General features: G+C 63.9%; 21 protein-coding genes. 14 read left to right on the forward strand and 7 right to left on the reverse strand.

The genetic code is table 11. The annotated features are described in order from the left end of the window. Positions 1–18: 18 nt before the first annotated feature. On the forward strand, positions 19–807 hold the full coding sequence (gene dps / locus EP007_RS06195) for a DNA starvation/stationary phase protection protein Dps (RefSeq protein ID WP_208023563.1): 789 nt from the start codon (positions 19–21) through the stop codon (positions 805–807). A gap of 54 nt (positions 808–861) precedes the next feature. Here the strand turns inward: dps and EP007_RS06200 are convergent, their stop codons facing one another. Further along, a complete protein-coding gene (locus EP007_RS06200; protein ID WP_128476818.1) occupies positions 862–2,025 on the reverse strand; it encodes an HD domain-containing protein in 1,164 nt (387 codons plus the stop codon). Between the two features lie 289 nt (positions 2,026–2,314). Between EP007_RS06200 and EP007_RS06205 the strand changes: the two genes are divergently transcribed. The 7 genes from EP007_RS06205 to EP007_RS06235 all read left to right on the forward strand — a co-directional run bounded on the left by EP007_RS06205 (position 2,315) and on the right by EP007_RS06235 (position 6,782). Further along, positions 2,315–2,701, forward strand: a complete 387-nt coding sequence (locus EP007_RS06205) for a hypothetical protein (RefSeq protein WP_128476819.1) — start codon at positions 2,315–2,317, stop codon at positions 2,699–2,701. 44 nt (positions 2,702–2,745) lie between these two features. Continuing rightward, on the forward strand, positions 2,746–3,558 hold the full coding sequence (locus EP007_RS06210; protein WP_128476820.1) for an alpha/beta fold hydrolase: 813 nt from the start codon (positions 2,746–2,748) through the stop codon (positions 3,556–3,558). A 76-nt stretch (positions 3,559–3,634) separates the two neighbouring features. Further along, positions 3,635–3,868: a hypothetical protein gene (locus EP007_RS06215; RefSeq protein ID WP_128476821.1), complete on the forward strand. Its 234-nt coding sequence runs from the start codon at positions 3,635–3,637 to the stop codon at positions 3,866–3,868. Continuing rightward, positions 3,868–4,227, forward strand: a complete 360-nt coding sequence (locus EP007_RS06220; RefSeq protein ID WP_128476822.1) for a type II toxin-antitoxin system PemK/MazF family toxin — start codon at positions 3,868–3,870, stop codon at positions 4,225–4,227. The genes EP007_RS06215 and EP007_RS06220 overlap by 1 nt, the downstream gene beginning before the upstream one ends. Positions 4,228–4,294: 67 nt before the next feature. Next, positions 4,295–5,680, forward strand: a complete 1,386-nt coding sequence (locus EP007_RS17350; protein ID WP_166035462.1) for a class I adenylate-forming enzyme family protein — start codon at positions 4,295–4,297, stop codon at positions 5,678–5,680. 128 nt (positions 5,681–5,808) lie between these two features. Further along, on the forward strand, positions 5,809–6,525 hold the full coding sequence (locus tag EP007_RS06230; RefSeq protein WP_128476823.1) for a type 1 glutamine amidotransferase: 717 nt from the start codon (positions 5,809–5,811) through the stop codon (positions 6,523–6,525). Positions 6,526–6,566: 41 nt separating this feature from the next. Then, positions 6,567–6,782 (forward strand): hypothetical protein, encoded by a 216-nt coding sequence (locus EP007_RS06235; protein WP_128476824.1) that lies wholly within the window; start codon positions 6,567–6,569, stop codon positions 6,780–6,782. 31 nt (positions 6,783–6,813) lie between these two features. Here the strand turns inward: EP007_RS06235 and EP007_RS06240 are convergent, their stop codons facing one another. Together EP007_RS06240 and EP007_RS06245 are read right to left on the reverse strand one after the other, a co-directional pair. Then, the gene (locus tag EP007_RS06240) at positions 6,814–7,854 is read right to left on the reverse strand and encodes a class I SAM-dependent methyltransferase (protein ID WP_128476825.1); all 1,041 of its coding nucleotides are present in this window, start codon (positions 7,852–7,854) and stop codon (positions 6,814–6,816) included. A 1-nt stretch (position 7,855) separates the two neighbouring features. Further along, entirely contained in the window at positions 7,856–8,983 is a 1,128-nt protein-coding gene (locus EP007_RS06245) for a 60S ribosomal export protein NMD3 (RefSeq protein ID WP_128476826.1), read from the reverse strand. Positions 8,984–9,295: 312 nt separating this feature from the next. Here EP007_RS06245 and EP007_RS18130 point away from each other — a divergent pair, with 312 nt between their 5' ends. Beyond that, positions 9,296–9,418, forward strand: coding sequence for a hypothetical protein (locus EP007_RS18130; RefSeq protein WP_281062938.1), 123 nt, complete (start codon positions 9,296–9,298; stop codon positions 9,416–9,418). Positions 9,419–9,484: 66 nt separating this feature from the next. Here the strand turns inward: EP007_RS18130 and EP007_RS06250 are convergent, their stop codons facing one another. Continuing rightward, positions 9,485–9,706 carry a DUF2243 domain-containing protein gene (locus EP007_RS06250; RefSeq protein WP_128476827.1) on the reverse strand — a complete coding sequence of 74 codons (222 nt, stop codon included), beginning with the start codon at positions 9,704–9,706 and terminating at the stop codon, positions 9,485–9,487. Positions 9,707–9,919: 213 nt separating this feature from the next. Between EP007_RS06250 and htpX the strand changes: the two genes are divergently transcribed. The 4 genes from htpX to EP007_RS06270 all read left to right on the forward strand — a co-directional run bounded on the left by htpX (position 9,920) and on the right by EP007_RS06270 (position 13,735). Further along, positions 9,920–10,780: a zinc metalloprotease HtpX gene (gene htpX / locus EP007_RS06255; protein WP_128476828.1), complete on the forward strand. Its 861-nt coding sequence runs from the start codon at positions 9,920–9,922 to the stop codon at positions 10,778–10,780. Between the two features lie 69 nt (positions 10,781–10,849). Then, positions 10,850–11,473, forward strand: a complete 624-nt coding sequence (pspAB, locus tag EP007_RS06260) for a PspA-associated protein PspAB (RefSeq protein ID WP_128476829.1) — start codon at positions 10,850–10,852, stop codon at positions 11,471–11,473. A 139-nt stretch (positions 11,474–11,612) separates the two neighbouring features. Further along, a complete protein-coding gene (radA, locus tag EP007_RS06265; RefSeq protein WP_128476830.1) occupies positions 11,613–12,647 on the forward strand; it encodes a DNA repair and recombination protein RadA in 1,035 nt (344 codons plus the stop codon). Between the two features lie 98 nt (positions 12,648–12,745). Beyond that, complete coding sequence (locus EP007_RS06270; protein ID WP_128476831.1) at positions 12,746–13,735, forward strand: AI-2E family transporter; 990 nt, start codon at positions 12,746–12,748, stop codon at positions 13,733–13,735. A gap of 204 nt (positions 13,736–13,939) precedes the next feature. On the opposite strand, the gene sufU is transcribed toward EP007_RS06270, so the two are convergent. Both sufU and EP007_RS06280 read right to left on the reverse strand, forming a co-directional pair. Continuing rightward, positions 13,940–14,368: a Fe-S cluster assembly sulfur transfer protein SufU gene (gene sufU / locus EP007_RS06275; protein WP_128476832.1), complete on the reverse strand. Its 429-nt coding sequence runs from the start codon at positions 14,366–14,368 to the stop codon at positions 13,940–13,942. A 54-nt stretch (positions 14,369–14,422) separates the two neighbouring features. Continuing rightward, positions 14,423–14,869, reverse strand: a complete 447-nt coding sequence (locus EP007_RS06280; protein ID WP_128476833.1) for a hypothetical protein — start codon at positions 14,867–14,869, stop codon at positions 14,423–14,425. Positions 14,870–15,017: 148 nt separating this feature from the next. Between EP007_RS06280 and EP007_RS06285 the strand changes: the two genes are divergently transcribed. Next, on the forward strand, positions 15,018–15,470 hold the full coding sequence (locus tag EP007_RS06285; protein ID WP_128476834.1) for a hypothetical protein: 453 nt from the start codon (positions 15,018–15,020) through the stop codon (positions 15,468–15,470). Positions 15,471–15,495: 25 nt separating this feature from the next. On the opposite strand, the gene EP007_RS06290 is transcribed toward EP007_RS06285, so the two are convergent. Next, the gene (locus EP007_RS06290) at positions 15,496–16,668 is read right to left on the reverse strand and encodes a hypothetical protein (protein WP_128476835.1); all 1,173 of its coding nucleotides are present in this window, start codon (positions 16,666–16,668) and stop codon (positions 15,496–15,498) included. Positions 16,669–16,706 lie beyond the last annotated feature (38 nt).

Consider the following 16,706-nt stretch of genomic DNA (forward strand, 5'->3'; position numbering starts at 1 on the left):
TCGCACTGGGGAGAGAGAATGACACAGAGACAGTCACGACGCCGACGGAGCGGCGAGCAGTGGCAGAGGAGCCAGCGAGCGCAGTCCGGGCAGTCTCAGGGACGGTCCGGTCAGACTCAGCGACAGTCCGAGCAGTTTTACGGACTGTCCGGCCGGTCTCACGGCCGGATGTACCGGAGCGCGGTGGGGCTTCCCGACGAGACCCGGCAGGCGATGGTGGGGATGCTCAACCAGAGCCTCGCCGACACCACCGACCTGATGACCCAGTGCAAGTTCGCTCACTGGAACGTCAAGGGGATGAACTTCTACCAGTTGCATCTCCTGTTCGACGAACTCGCCGAGACGTTCGAGGACCACGCGGACATCGTCGCCGAGCGAACGACCGCACTAGGCGGCGAGGCGACCGGCACCGTCCGGAATGCTGCGAGCGCGACCCGGATTCCCGAGATTCCGCCGGACGCGACCACGGGACCGGAGTACGTCGCGGCACTGGTCGAGCGCGTGGGCATCCACGCCAACAACCTCCGGCGCGAAATCGAGATTGCGGTCGAACGCGACGACGAGGATACCGCCGACATGTACACCGAACTGTCCCGCGAGGTGGACAAGCAACTCTACTTCCTCGAAGCGCACCTGCAAGCGGTGGCTCCCGACGCGATTCCCGACAGTCCGGGCGCGTCAGTGCAGGGCGGCCAGCAATCCGACGGAGGAACGCCGTCCCAGTACCGTGAGCAGTTGGGGACAAACACTCAGCGACAGGCGGGACGGACGACGCACCAGCGTCGATACGGCGGAAGCAGAAGGTAGCTTGGGCGCGGACGCCCCGAATCCACTTCGCCTCTCGCACAATCTTTCGCGCCGTCAGGTCGCCAGTCCCAGCACTCGCTCGGCGGCGGCCTCGACCTCGGGAAGCGACTCCTCGGGCGCGTAGACACCCAGTCGCCACTGCGCTCGTCCGGCCGCGCGCAGGCCCTCGACCAGCGGTGACTCGTCGGCGAGTCGCCGAATCTCGCCGTCCACGACCACGCGCGTCGAGGTTTCGGGCATGCTCGGTTCGCCGGGCGTATCGACCAGTACGTCCTCCGGGGCCACATCCGCGACCGAGGCGATGTCGCGCTCGAACGCGCGGACCTCCTCGCAGTCGGCCGCCACGACATCCTCGGGCACCGCCTCAAGTTTGGCCCAGACCGCGCGCTTGTGGAGGTCCCGGTATTCGAGTCGCCGGGCGGCGTCGGCCGTCGCCGGACAGTCCCGCAACGCCCCGAGAAGACGGTCGTCGGTCATCCGGGCGAACTGGTCGGCGTCGAGGTCCGTCGCATCGAGCAGGCGCTCGCCCGCGCGTTCGAGCATCGCGCCAGCGATGCGCGAGACGTGATGTCGATAGACCGTCGCGTTCATCAGCGTCCGCGCCACGAGCGTCCCCTCGGCGGTCTGCACGTTGCCCTCCGAGAGGACGAGGTCGTCGTCGCGGAACTGGAGCGCCGCAAGCAGGCGCGAGTGGTCGATGGTGCCGTAGGGGACACCGGTGTGGTGGGCGTCCCGGACGAGGTAGTCCATCCGGTCCACGTCGAGTTCCCCGGCGACCAACTGGCCGAGTCGCCCGCGGCCCTCGACCAGCGCGGCGACCTCCGCGGGGTCGAGTCCGTGGCGCTCCAGCACCTCGGCGAGTCGGCCAGACCCGAGCAGGTCGGCCACCTCGTCGTGGTGCCTGCCGAGTCGGCGCTCGATGATGCCCTCGGTCTGGTGACCGTAGGGTCCGTGGCCCACGTCGTGAAGGAGCGCGGCCGCCCGGACCGCCAGCGCCCGGTCGCCCTCGATACCGAGGAGCGAGCAGGCCTTTCGAGCGAGGTGGTAGACGCCGAGACTGTGTTCGAACCGGGTGTGGTTCGCGGAGGGGTAGACGAGTCGGACCGTGCTGAGTTGCTTGATGTGGCGCAGTCGTTGGAGTTCGGGCGTGTCGAGCAGGTCGGACGCGAGGTCGCAGATGGGGACGTGGTCGTGGACGCTGTCCTTGATGGCCTTCATTGCGTTCGGATTGATAGACCGATGCCAAAAGTGGCCCGTCTCGTCGCGGGCGGGTCGGCGAGTCGAGTCGGTCAGCGAGGCGACTCACTCCCGAATGCCGGACCGAGACGTTTTTCGGTTGACAACTAGTAGCTGGAACAACTCCGTGGCGTCGCGCGAACCTTCGAAATCCGAATTTGCAGGTGGCTTATTGCTGTTCGGAGCCACCGCAGTCGTCGGTCTCGCGTCCGTGTCCGGCGTGTACGCGCCGTCTGATAGCGTACGCAGGGTCGTCGCTACATGGGCACTCTTGGGTACCTTTCATACGTTGCGGGCCGGGTCCTCGCGCTTCCGGCGGCTCTGGTTCGACCCGCGCGTCCGAACCGTCATCGCGCTCGTTGCGTTCGCGGCCGCGGGTCTCTACGCGAAGAACGGCCAAGTCGGGGCGGTCTTTCCGGCGTTCTTCGGCGTCCTGTTCGCCGTGGGCGCGGCCGTCGAGTCCTACAAGCGCGGTTCGCTCCTGACCAATCGCTTCGTCCACCTGCTCGCCGGGGTGGGCGGTCTCGGCTTCGTCGCGTTCGCGGGGTACCTCCGGGCGACGTACCCCTTCTTCGGCGTCACCGTCATCGCGGCGACCAGCGCCATTACTGGACTCGCGCTTCTCGCGTGGGCGATTCTGATGACGACGCGCGGCTAACCCGGAGCGAACCACTGAAACGCCCCGGTCCCGAATCTCCGGCCATGCCTTACGCGGACAACGACGGCGTCTCCGTTCACTACGAGGTCGGCGGCGACGGCGCAGTCGAGAGCGACGCGCCGGTCGTCCTGCTGGCCGACGCGGGCTACGGCCCGTGGCAATGGGGCTGGCAGTTCTCGGCGCTCGCCGGACCCTTCGAAGTCGTCGTCCCCAGCACGCGCGGGACCGGCGACTCGGACGCCCCGGACGCCACCGACTCGTACAGCATCGACCCGATGGCCGCGGACCTCGAAGCGGTTCTCGCCGACCACGGCGCTCGTAAGGCCCACCTCGTCGGCGCGGGGATGGGCGGGATGGTCGCGCTCCGGTACGCGCTTGAGTTCTCGCGCGCCCGGTCGCTTTCCCTGCTTGGCACCTCACCGGGTGGTCCGCGCGCGACGCCCATCGACGACGGCGTGCGCAAGCGACTGCTGGCGAGTCCCGACGACTCGGCCGCGCTCCGACAGTCGCTCGAACCGGTCGCCAGCGCGGAACTGATGGAGAGCAACGACCTCGTGGAGCGAATCGTCGGGTGGCGGCGCGAGGAAGACGCCACGAAGGCAGTCCAACGCGCGCACTTCGACGCGATGGCCGAGTTCGACGCCAGCGACAGCCTCTACGAGATTACGATTCCCGCGCTCGTCTGCCACGGCGCGGACGACCGCGTGATTCCGGCCGACGACGGCCGCATGCTGGCCGAGGGGCTTCCGAAGGGCGAGTTCGAGGAGTTCCCCGGCGAGCGCCTGTTCTACGTCGAACGCTCGCGGGAGGTCAACGACTCGCTGGTCGGGTTCCTGACCGACCAAGTCGAGGAGTGAAAAACAACCTCTGCCTCGGCAGAGTGGGTAATAGTGGGTAATACTTATTCGTCGGCAGAACGTCCGTAAGCGTACGATGAAGGTGAACACTGACGATCTCCGAACCAACGAGACGGACGACCGAGGTCGAATCTATCTCGGTACTGAGTATGCCAACAAACGCGTAACAGTCGCCGTAGTCGAAGTTGAAGCGGACAACCCTGACGAAGAGGAACTGGCCGCCGCGTACCGCGATGCGTCTGAGAGTGCTAAGAAGCTCACCGAAGAGTGGGAGGACACATCAAGCGAAGCGTGGGGCGACTTAGAGTGATGACCGGCGACACCGAACCCGAGGTTCGTCGGGGTGATGTCGTAATCGTCCGACTGGACCCCGCCGAAGGAAGCGAGATGAAGAAGACCAGACCCGCCGTCATCGTACAGAACGATATCGGTAACCGAAACGCCAACACGACCATAATTGCTCCGGCGACGAGGACTCACCGGGGGTACCCCTTCGAGGTACTGGTAGAAGCGGACGATTCACCGTTTGAATCGGACTCATCGGTTCGTCTTGACCAAATTCGAGTCGTTTCCGTCGACTCTCGAATCCACTCCGTTGTCGGTCGTCTCGACGAACAGCGAATGGCCGAGATAGACGATGCACTGAAACTGAGTCTCGGTCTCGACTGACGAATCGGCAACTAGCCGAACCCGACTTCGCAACAACGCCTACGGTCGGTGACGCCGAACCTCCGGTATGACGCTCTCGCTCGAACGCCGGGCCGCGCTCTGGGGGGACCGAACTGCGGTGGTGGACGCGAGCGCCGACCGCCGGGTAAGCTACGCCGACCTCGATTCGGAGACCGACGCGATGGCGCGGAAACTGTCGGCGCTCGGGGTCGGACCCGGCGACACCGTGGCGGTCCTCTCGCGCAACCGCGTCGAGACGCTGGCGCTCTTCTTCGCCGTCCGGCGACTCGGCGGCGTCTTCGCGCCGATTTCTCATCGACTCACGCCCGCGACCGTCGAGGGACCGCTGAACGCCGTGGACCCTGAGGTCGTCGTCCACGAGGCGGCACAGCGCGACCTCGTTCGAGAGTTGCCCGACGAGCGGACACATTCCTTCGAGGAGTTGGGCCGTGACGACGGTGAAGAGTACAAGCGCACTGACCGCGACCCCGACGAGTCGCTGCTCTACCTTCACACGAAGGCCGAGACCGACCGTCGCGTGGTCGGGGAAGACGCCGTCGAACACGGTTCGACGACCCCTCGTTCGCAGACTCATGAGGACGAGGAGCGCGAGCGGCGCGACGAGTCGCTGAGCGAGGGAGCGACGGAGGCGACGCGCGTGGTCGATTTCCCGGCGCGAGCGGTCGAGTGGAACTGCATCACCGCGGCGGCCGCGTGGGGACTGGGCCGGGACGACTGCGCGCCCTCGCTGCTCCCCTTCTCGGACGCCGACGGACTCCTCGGCCTCACGCTTCCGCTTCTCTACGTCGGCGGGCGAGTCGCGCTTCTCCGGGCGTTCAGCCCCGCGGACGCGCTGGCCGCGGTCGCCGAGGAGGGCGCGAGCGCGCTGTTCGCCGGGGCGACCGAGTACCGCGAACTCGTCGCTGGCGACGAGTTCGCGGCGACCGACTTCGACGGCGTCGAGTGGATCGCCACGCGGTCGGCGCTCCCAGCGGACGCCCGCGAGGAACTGGCCCGGCGCGCGCCCGTGGTCCGGACCTACGGCCGGGTCGAGACCGGACCGAACAACCTGTTCGTGCCCCCGGAAATCGAGGAGCGAGCGCAGGGCGTACGGAACGTACCGGGAGCGCACAAGGCAGCGAAAGCGCCGGACGCCGACCGCGTGGGCCGACCGGTCCCTGACTGCGAGGTCCGCGTCGCGGGCGACGACGGAACCCCCCTGGCGGAGGGCGAGGTCGGGGAACTCCGGTTCCGCGGAGCCGTGACGCCGCGGGGGTATCTGGAGCGCGACGGCGGAGACGACGCGACCGAGGCGTTCCCCGAGTGGGTGCCGTCGGGCGACCTCGGCTACCGCGAGGGTGGCGACTACTACCTGCTCGGCGACGCTGGCGAATTAGACCGGGCGGCGCTCCGGCGGCAACTGAGCGGCGAGGAGCGCTTTGACGGGGAGTGAGGCGCTTCGCTCTCGGTCGGTCAGTCGGGCGAGTCGCCCGACCGGCGAGTATTGCCAGCCGAAAGGAGTACCGGCAGCACTCCCCACAGGGGAACACCTTTTGGCACCGAAGCGTTTGGTGTCCGGTAATGAGCCGATTGCGAATCGCGTTCGTCAACGCTGCCCACGAGGGCGCGGACACCCGGCGGAACTTCCGGCGGGAGTTGGACGCCGACCTCGTGGAGTTCGACGCGACCGGCGGCGAGTTGCCCGAGACCACCGACTTCGACGGTGTGGTAATCTCCGGCTCGCGGTCGTCGGTCTACTGGGACGAAGAGTGGATAGAACCGACCAAAGAATGGGTCGGCAAGGCCATCGACGCCGGACTCCCCTGTCTCGGTATCTGTTGGGGCCACCAACTGCTCGCGGACGTGCTGGGCGGCGAAGTCGCCGACATGGGCGAGTACGAAATCGGCTACCGGGAGGTCGAACACACCGGCGACTCGCGCCTGTTCGACGGCATCGACGACCGATTCACGGTGTTCACAACCCACTCCGACGCCGTGACCGAACTCCCGCCGGGCGCGGCGGAAATCGCGGTGAACGACTACTCGAACCACGGCTTCCGCAAAGACCGCGTGTTCGGCCTACAGTTCCACCCCGAGTACGACGCCGAGACCGCCGAGTCGGTGACGAAGGACAAGGATTTGGCCGACGACCGAATGGACGACGTGCTGGCGGGCATCACCGACGAGAACTATCGGGCGGCCTGCGAGGCGAAACTCGTCTTCGAGAACTTCGGCGACTTCGTGCGCGAGGTCCGGGACGACGACGCCGAGCGCGAGAGCGGACCCGTCTCGGCGTAGTGGCGAGCGTTTTATCTTTTTAACCAGACACGTCGTCATTAATGACCCCGTCCGAGAAGTTCGACGCGTGGTTAGAGTGCGAGTGGCTTCTGACGAGGGTCACGCTCGTCCTCGTCGTGGGGGTTTGGACCGTGAAGCAACTCGTCGGCTACGTGGTGAGCCTTCCGCTCGGTCTCACGGAGTTCGCGTTCTACCTCGTCGCGCTCTGTCTCGGCACGCTCGTCCTGTTGCTGTGGTGGGCCGGGAACTACGACTGACTGTCTCCACCTCGGTGCAGGCGGCCGACCCTCACTCCACTCGGGCGTCCACGACGACGTGCCAGACGCCCTCGCTGTGGCTCTTGACCTTCCGGCGGTCCAGCACCTCGATTTCCCGGTCGGCGTCCGCGGCCGCCTCGCGCAGGCGCGAGACCGGCCGCTCCCAGAGCAGGTCTTCGGGAGTCGCCTCGTGCATGTGGACGACGCCGCCGGGTTTCAGCGCCGCGAGCGCCGCGTCGAGATACTCCCACGCGTCGTAGTAGCCCATGACCACGCGGTCCGCTCGCGGGTCCATCTCGACATCACGGCAGTCCGAGCGGAACGCCGAAACGCGCTCGGACACGTCGTTGAGCATCGCGTTCTCGACGAGGAAGCGGAACGCCGCAGGGTTGCGCTCGACCGCGGTCACGTCGGCCCCGGCGCGGGCCATCGGCAGGGTGAAGTAGCCGATACCGGCGAACATGTCGAAGACGCGCTCGTCCGACTCGACGGTTTCGCCCATTCGGGCGCGCTCGGCCTTGTTGCCCGGCGAGAACATGACCTCCGAGAAGTCGAGGGCGTAGCGCGTACCGTGTTCGGTGTGGACCGTCTCGGTGTCGCCCGCGCCAGCGACGACCGACACGGTCGGTTCGCGGTGGTCGCCCGAGACGCCCTCGTGGGCGAGGACGGTGTCGGCCTCGCCGTGGAGCGCGAGGAGAGCTTCACCGACCTCCTCGCGGTCGAGTCGTTCCTCCTCGGGGGCGTCCTCGTCCCCGAACGTGACGAGGACGACGCTTCCGACGACCGCCCACGACCCCGGCGCGCGCGCTATCTCCTCGTCGGTCCACCCCATCTCGCGGAGGTGCGATTCGAGGTCCGACAGGCGGCGCTCAGGGGCGACCTGCTCGACCACATCGAGAACGTCGGTCTCGCTGGGTGGGTCGGTGACGGGGAGTTCGACCAGTTCCTCGGCGTGTTCCCGGACTTTCCGGGTCGCGTCGTAGACGCCTTCGGCTTGCAGGGCCGCGATGGTCGCCTCGCTGTCGGGTTTGCGAACGAGGGCGGCGAGCGCGAGTTCGTCGTTTTCCTCCATGTTACTCGTCAGGGACGACGTGGAGACCCGCGCGACTCTTCAGCACCGGGACCATCTCGGCGTCGGTGTCCATGTAGTCGGGTCGCGCGATGGTCTTCGTCCGGTAGGTCTCGGGGTCCAGCACTTGGACCGCGCGCTCGTCTTCGACGGCGACGAGCGTCGTCTCCTCGGCGTCTTCGACCCGGCCCAGTCGCCGGGCGTCGGGCGCGTCGCCCTCCTCGAATCTGGCCTCGTAGTCCTCGCCGGTGGTGAGTCGCGTCCCCTTCAGGTTCCCGCGGACGCTCCTGACGACGACCGGACCATCGTCGTCGTCCTGCAAATCGATGATTTCGCCGGGCGAGTACGGCGGCAGGTGGACCGCGTACGTGACGCGATAGACTTCTTCGCCGTCCTCGTCCTCGGTCACGAGCGTCTCGGAGTCGGAGTAGTTACCACCGAACTCCTCTATCATCTTCGCTGCGATTTTCTTCCCGATGTTGGTGGTCGAGACCTTGATGTTCACGCCGTCGTCGGTCTCGCTGACCTCGGTGACGAAGGCGTTGCGGTCGCCGGTCTCCTCCATCTCCTCGACGATTTCGTTGGCGATTTCCTCGGCGCGTTCGACCTCCTCGCTGGTCGGGTCGCGCTCGCGCGCCCGGACCTGTACCGTGCTGGCGTAGTAGTCGCCCGCGATGCGACCGCACCGCGTGCAGGTCTGGCGCGAAATCTTGACCGGGACGACGACCTCCTCCTCGACGAACGTCTCGCGGACGATGCCCGAGAACTGACAGTGCATCCGGATGGTGTTCTGGTCTACCTGCTCGGGGTCTACCTGCCACGACACGTCGTAGGCGTCGAGGTGGACGCCCAACGACTCGCTGACCTCCTCGATGGCGATATCGGTGTAGTCGCGGGCGTCAATGTCCACCCAGCGGTTGCCGCGGTGGACCGCACCGCACCGCGCACAGACCAGCACCTCGATGCGGTCGGGCGCTTCCACGAGGTCGAATCGGTCGAAGTAACACGAATCGCAGAGCTTCTGCTCCTTGCCACGCTTGCCGACGGCGTCGGGCAGGGGCGTCCGCTCGGCGGGGTCGTTTTCGATGGGGTCCCCGCAGTTCGGACAGAACTCGCGGGCATCGGTAGTCATGGAAGTGGATAGGAGGTTGGCGGGTTTAAGTCTGAAGAAGGGAACTCCGTTCGGAGTACAGTGGAGATGTGACTCTTGGTGAAAGGTTCAGAAAGGTATGCGTTCTGACTCAGACTCCCCACTGCGAATGCAGTGAGTCGCCCCTGCCAGTTCTGACGACAGTACAATATACATGTGGACCATATAAAAGGATAATGGTCTAAAAATATAAATCGAGACTATTTTGGTGTCGGACACAGCAGAACTACCCACCGGGGTGGTAGCCCCTGCCAGTTCTGGTCCAGTGGCGAAGCCCCGGTCGGAGTCGAGAATATGCGTTCTGACAACGACGACACGGCAGTACCTGAGCGACTTCCCAAGTGGGCCCGCACAGTGGCGTACGTCCTCATGGCGGCCTACTACGGAGGACGACTGGTCCTTCTGGGCGTCTACTAAGGGAACCCACCCCGGTACTCCAGAGCTGGGTCCTTTCGTGTTTGATAGCTATCTCATTTATAGACCCTACCGCGTCACCACCAGAATCCCCACGCCCGAAATCAGCAGACTCGCGCCGACTCGGTGGGGATTGAACGCCTGCGTGCCGTGAACGGCGTCGTGACTCTCCAGCACGTAGTGGTCCACGACGCCGTCGAAGACGGTGAACAGTCCGGCACCGACGAGCAGACCTCCGAGCGTTCCGCTCCCGAGGACCAGGCGGCGCTCGCGGCCGTTTCGAGGACTCACACGCCGAGTTCGGTCGGACCCGTCAAAATGTCCGTGGCCGGGGTCAGTGGGGACGACGGTCGCTGTGGCTTAGGCCAAGAACTGTCGAAGTACGGAGAGTGAGTCAGCGGTCGTTCGAGGACGCCACAAGACGCACGAATCCGACGAGCAAGGCATCGTCGCCGGGAGAGCGGGCGACGAACGTTTAAACGGTGTGAGACCCTACGGGCGGATATGAAGTGGAAAGCAGATTGGGGACTTCGGGGGCGGATGGCCCTGACGATGTTCCTCCTGTTCGCGCTGTACGTCGCCTTCATCGGCATCCTGAGTACGCAGTTCATGGACATCTTCCTCGCGGTCGCGCTACTGGGTAGTTTCTCCATCGCCCAGTTCTTCTTCAGCGACAAACTGGCGCTATGGAGTATGGGTGCAAAGGAGGTCACCGAAGACGAGTATCCGGAACTCCACCGGACGCTCGGCCGCCTCTCCCAGCAGGCCGACCTGCCGAAACCGAAGGTCGCCGTCGTCGATAGCCGCGTGCCCAACGCCTTCGCCACCGGGCGCTCGCAGAAGAACGCCGCCGTGGCGGTCACGACCGGCCTGATGAACACGCTCGACAGCGACGAGTTAGAGGGCGTGTTGGCCCACGAACTCGCCCACGTCAAGAACCGCGACATGATGGTGATGACCGTCGCGTCGTTCCTCTCGACCATCGCGTTCCTCGTGGTCCGGTGGGGTTGGTGGTTCGGCGGCGACGACGAAGGCCAACCGCAGGTTTGGGTCGCCATCGCGGCGTCGCTGGTCGTCTGGATACTCAGCTTTATCCTCATCCGGGCGCTCTCGCGCTACCGCGAGTTCGCGGCCGACCGCGGGGGCGCGACCATCACGGGCAAGCCCTCGGCGCTGGCCTCCGCGCTGATGACAATCGACGGCAAGATGAGCAAGGTGCCCAAGCAGGACATCCGCGAGCAGTCCGAGATGAACGCGTTCTTCATCATCCCGTTCAAGAGCGACTTCATCGGCAAGGTGTTCAGCACGCACCCCAGTACCGAGAAGCGCGTCGAGCGACTGCGGGACCTCGAACGCCAGATGTAGGCGGCGGACTGTAACGGGACCGCGAACTGTAGAACGACCCTTTTTATCCGCGAACCCGAAGAGAGTGACATGGGACTGTTCGACGGACTGCGAGAAGTGCTGGGTATCCGGGCCGAGACCGACGCGACTCGGAAGGCCGACCCCGAGGACCTGTTCGGGATGAGTACGGCCTACGTCACCATGGAGGCTGAGTTAGGCTACGAGGCAGTCGGCGAGGCGGCGCTCTGTTTCTCAGAGGTCGATAGCGCCGACTTCTCGGACGCCGTTGAGGAGGTCCACGAGATTCTGGAAGTCGGTGCCGAAGAGACCGGCACCGAGACCGAGGCCCGCACCGACGACTACGGCTACTCGTGGGTGATTCTGCGGGACGACGACTTCGAGGACCTCGTGACTAGCCTCAACTTCGCCGCCGACACGCTGATGGAGCGCGGATACGGGTCCAGACTCCTCGCGGCGCTGTTCGCCTTCGAAGACACCTCCGGCCGACAGAAGGGCGGCCAGTACGCTTACTGGGTGTATTCGTTCCGCCGGGGCGCGTACTACCCCCTCGCGCCGAAGGGGACCGACGACCGCGACTCCAGCGCGGAGTTCAAACTGGAGAGCAACCTCGACGGCGAACTCGACATCGAGGGAAACAAAGAATACTGGTACGCGCTTCTGCCGAGTACGTCCGGCAGGCATCCGTGGGAGTAGCGCGGGACGAACCGGTTCGACGCTTCTCGTTTTAAACCTCGTGGGACGAACGTCACGACCTCGACTCCCTCCGCCATTTTCACTTTCACTTTGGTGTTAGCGGGGGTTTATATGAAGAGGCGCACAAGGCACAGATACGATGGCAGCAGACGTAGACCTCGAAGAACTGCCGGGCGTCGGTCCGGCGACCGCAGAAAAGCTCCGAGACGCAGGCTACGACTCCTACGAGGGCCTCGCAGTCGCGGCCCCGAGCGAACTCTCAAACACCGCCGACGTGGGTGACTCCACCGCCGCCGACATCGTGCAGGCGGCCCGCGACGCCGCCGACGTGGGCGGATTCGAGACCGGCGCGACAGTGCTGGAGCGCCGTGAGAAGATCGGGAAGTTGAAGTGGAAAATCGACGAGGTGGACGAACTCCTCGGCGGCGGCGTCGAGACCCAGTCGATTACGGAAGTGTACGGCGAGTTCGGTGCCGGGAAGTCACAGGTCACCCACCAACTCTCGGTCAACGTCCAACTGCCGCGCGAACACGGCGGTCTCGGCGGGAGCGCCATGTTCGTGGACAGCGAAGACACCTTCCGGCCCGAGCGAATCGACGACATGGTTCGGGGACTCCCCGACGAGGCGCTTCAGGCCGCGATGGACGAGCGCGAAATCGAGGGCACGCCCGACGACGACGAGGCGATGGACGACCTCGTCGAGGACTTCCTCGACAAGATTCACGTCGCCAAGGCGTTCAACTCCAACCACCAGATGTTGCTGGCGGAGAAGGCCCAAGAGTTGGCCAACGAGACCCAAGACGACGAGTACCCGGTCAGACTCCTCTGCGTGGACTCGCTCACGGCCCACTTCCGGGCGGAGTACGTCGGCCGCGGCGAACTCGCCGAGCGCCAGCAGAAACTCAACAAGCACCTCCACGACCTCGACAAGGTGGGCAACCTCCACAACACCGCCGTCGTCGTGACGAATCAGGTCGCCTCGAACCCCGATTCGTTCTTCGGCGACCCGACCCAGCCTATCGGTGGCAACATCCTCGGCCACAAATCGACGTTCCGGATGTATCTCCGTAAGTCGAAGGGCGACAAGCGTATCGTCCGCCTCGTGGACGCGCCGAATCTCGCCGACGGCGAGGCGGTCATGCGCGTCGAAGACGCCGGACTGAAGCCCGAGTAAGCGACGTTCTAGTTTCCTTCCTCTCGCGGTTCAACGTTTCTCCGGACGCTCGAATCGGCCGCTTGGCCTTTAGGCCGCGATAGCGTCCGTGCGGATACATGAAGGCGCGGACCGTGTTCGCCGCCACTCTGGTCGGCGTTCTCGCGTGGCTATCGGTTCTCGTCGTCAGACCGTTTCTCACCTACGTCCTCGGAGCGATGCTACTGGCGTTCGTCCTCAGGCCCGCCCAGCGCCGACTCGCGCCGGAAATCGGCCCGCGACTCTCGGCGCTCGCGCTCGTCACGCTGACCGTCGTGCTGTTCGTCGGCCCGGTCGGCCTGTTCCTGCGGGTCGCGCTCGCGGATGTGGGTAATCTGCCGACCAGCGTGAGCGACCTGCCGACGTATCGGTCCATCGAGGGAGTGGTCGAGAACGTCGTCGGCATCCGAATCGGCGCACGGTTCGACCAACTGCTCGGGAGTTTCACCTCCGCGGTCGCCGAGCGGAGTTCCGGACTGGCGAGCGCCGGGATTCACTTCACGCTCGGTATTCTGCTGTTGCTGTTTCTGTTCTACTACCTGCTCAGAGACGGCGGCACGCTGGTCCGATGGGCCAAGAATGTCACCCCACTTCCGCGAGATGTGCAAGACAACCTCTACGCCGAGGCCGAGGAAGCGACGTGGGCAGTGCTGAAGGGTCACGTCCTCGTCGCGTCCATTCAGGGGTTCGTGTCGGGTCTCGGACTCATCGCGCTCGGGATTCCGAACGCGGAGTTCTGGACGGTCGTGATGATGTTTCTGGCGATGATTCCCATCGTCGGCGTCGCGCCGGTCCTCGGCGGCGCGACCATCTATCTCGTCGCGGACGGGCGACTGCTCGGGGCGACACTGCTGGTCGTCTACGGCATGACCGTCGTCGCGGTGACCGACGACTACCTCCGGGCGCTAGTCATCGACAAGGAGTCGTCGCTCCACTCGGGAGTCGTCCTGCTGGGGGTGTTCGGCGCGGCGTACTTCCTCGGCGCTATCGGCATCTTCGTCGGTCCCATCATCCTCGCGCTGTTCAAAGAGACCATCGAGGTGTTCAGCGAGTATTACGACCTCGAATAGCGCACCGACTCTTGCGAACGACTCGGCGCGCGCTGGCGCGGCCTCGCGGTGTGAGGCCTGCTGTCGCGGTGCGATGTGGGCGGTGCGGTCGCAGTGCGGTATCATTTGCTCACGCCTGAAGCTAGCGTCCTCGTAGCATCCTCGAAACACCCTCGACGTTTTCGGGAAAATGTAACTAGCGAGACCCGAAACCGACCCGCTCGCTTATTCCTCGTCGTCTTCGGTCGTCGTCTTCTCCAACTGCTTTTCGCCCTCGTAGATGTCCGCGCCGTCCTGTACCACCTTCTCGGCGAGGACCGCACACTTGACACGCATCGGGGAGATGTCCACCCCGAGCATGTCGATTACGTCGTCGCGGTCGAGGTCCTGCATCTCCTCGACGGTCATGCCCTGCAACTCGCCGGACAGCATGCTCGCGCTGGCCTGACTGATGGCACAGCCGTCGCCGCGGAACGCGACGCCCTCGATGACCTCGTCGTCCTCGTCGAGTTGCACGTCTATCGTTATCTCGTCGCCGCACATCGGGTTCTCGCCAGCGTGGGAGAAGGTCTTCTCCTCCAGTTCCCCGTAGTTTCGGGGACTCTTGTAGTGGTCAAGAATCTGCTGGCGATACATATCCGAGCCCATGCCCATTGTTACTGCCATCTAGGCCGGTCCGGACCAAAAGGGTTCCGCAGACCGGTTGCGCTACACCACGTAGCCGATGAGCGCGGCGTCCACGACGAGCAGCATGGCGACCAGCGAGTTCATCCGGAACGACATCTTCAGTCGCGTCGGGAGTTCCCGGACGCCGTCCTCGCGGGCGCTCTTGGTCTCGTACCACGACCAGACGCTCGTCAGCGCGAAGATACCGTAGAGGGTCATCATCACTATCAGGGCGGTCCCGCGCGTCCCCTCGGGGAGTTCGTTGTTGTAGAGGAGCCAGAGCGCGCCGCCGCCCGACGCGCCCATCACGACGATACCGCCGAGTGCGAACCACTTCAGCGAGTCCAGCACGTCGAGCGCGAACTCCGGCGCGTTGTTGCGCCGGGCCGCGGGCAAGACCAACATTCCCGTCACGAGATAGCCGCCGGTCCAGAGGACCGCCATCAGTACGTGAATCGCCATCACGGCCGCAATCGTCCAATCTACCATGTCGGGAGGATGTGACGGAACCGCCAAAAAGCGGCCGGTTCTGGAGAGAGGTGAGATAATTAGATCTCCCTCTTTCGCCAGAGTTAGCAAAAATACTCCACTCTACGGATAAAAAAAGCATATGTTGGGAAGAAGAGATAGTAGATACATGCTCTCTCGACGAGCGGTGCTTCGAACATTGTTCGCTGGTAGTGCCGCTAGCCTTGCAGGTTGTCAAAGAAATCCCGAGTCCTCGCTTGAGACTCGAACCCAACGGCCGCCCCAAAAGATTCGTGCGAGTATCCCGAAATCGATAGACCAGACGTTCGACGCGACGGTCGAAGAATGGTCCGACTCCGGAATCAAAATCGGCGTGACGACGACGCTAACCGGAGCTACTGAGGATATCGAACCGAGCGAGATGGTCGTTAGATTCAACGAAGATAACGAATTACAGGGCGAAGCCGTCGTCTCGAATCCTAGCTTCGGCGACCCGATTTCCGTCACACTAGAGGGTGAAATCGGCCAGAGCGAGAACGATGTCAGTCTGAGTAGCCACACAGAGTTCAAGCCTTCCGGTTCGCTGTCTATCCATTACACTAAGCTCCTTCCGAAAAAATAGTTTGCCGGTCAAACTGCGCTATCTCTCAGTACTCGGCCGACCAAATGATAGACGCGTTCACTTCTTTCGTGCTTCCATCCCAATCGTCCCAGAACTTCGTGGTGAAGTCCGTCCCACCAGCAGGTGCATAGCTGTCCCGGATGTTGTCGACTTGGTCGTCAAGCCAACAGACGCTGCCGGGGTTAACGAGGAAGTTAGTGTGGTTGTCCTCGTTATATTTAAATCGCCAGAAGGCGTCGTTATTGTGTCCTGCTGCGTCTACCAGAACGTTCGTGTCCATCTTCGGCTGTCGGTACGTCCACGAGACGGCACCACCGGCCGTACCGCCGCTCGAACTGGCACTCGCTCCGATTTCAACGGTAGTACCAGTGATTCGACCATAGTCGGACGTACTTGGCACGTAGTTGGATACTTCTGGCTCTTTGACTTCGATGGTGGACGACGACCAAGCCTGATTCACTTCGGCGTCCTTGATAGTTCGGTCACCCCAACAGCTGCTACAAGCGTTGTTGTTCGCCTGATACGTTCCGACCATCGCCCAAGCGTCCTTGCTGTCATACGCTTCATAATCCTCGGAAAGATGGAATAATTCGCCTTGAATGGTGACCTCGCCCCAATCCGACGCCTCACCGGAACCGGTGACGACGCCGTGAGAGTTCCACCCTTCGCCGGACGTTACGTCTTGGTCAGCTGCCGTACTAACGTCGCCAGACGCATCCGGACTTATACTGTAGGTTCCTGCCGAACCCGAAGACTCGAACTGCTTGGCCTGCTGTTTCGCCCGTTTGTGGCCGGGGACGGCGCTAGTAGTGGTCGTGATGCTATCGGTTGAGGCATCGCCGCTCGGTTCCCCAATAGGATAGCCATAACTGACGTGCGCCATCGGGAGGCCGTCGGAGCCGATATAATAGACGTATCCAGAGACGTACTGGTCGCTATCGTCGAAGTCAGGAGAAGGGAAGCCCTTAGGCGACTTCTCACCGGTCGCCTGTCGGTACTCGTTCTTGTATCGCTTTACTGCGGAAGTGATATCTCCGCGAGTGAGCGGGTTGTCTTCGTCGCCAAGAACAACTACTGGGCTCGGAGTCGAATTCGATCCGTTCGCCGAAACGGCCCCGCTGAACGCGGTGAGACCGGCTGCACTACCTGCAATCGTCTTAAGCGTGTTACGCCTCGTGAAAGTTCCTTCATCTACCATTGCAATATAACAAAAGCAGAGATGATAAATTAATCTTT

Origin of the sequence: Halorussus pelagicus (genome assembly GCF_004087835.1) — an archaeon.
Lineage (GTDB): Archaea > Halobacteriota > Halobacteria > Halobacteriales > Haladaptataceae > Halorussus > Halorussus pelagicus.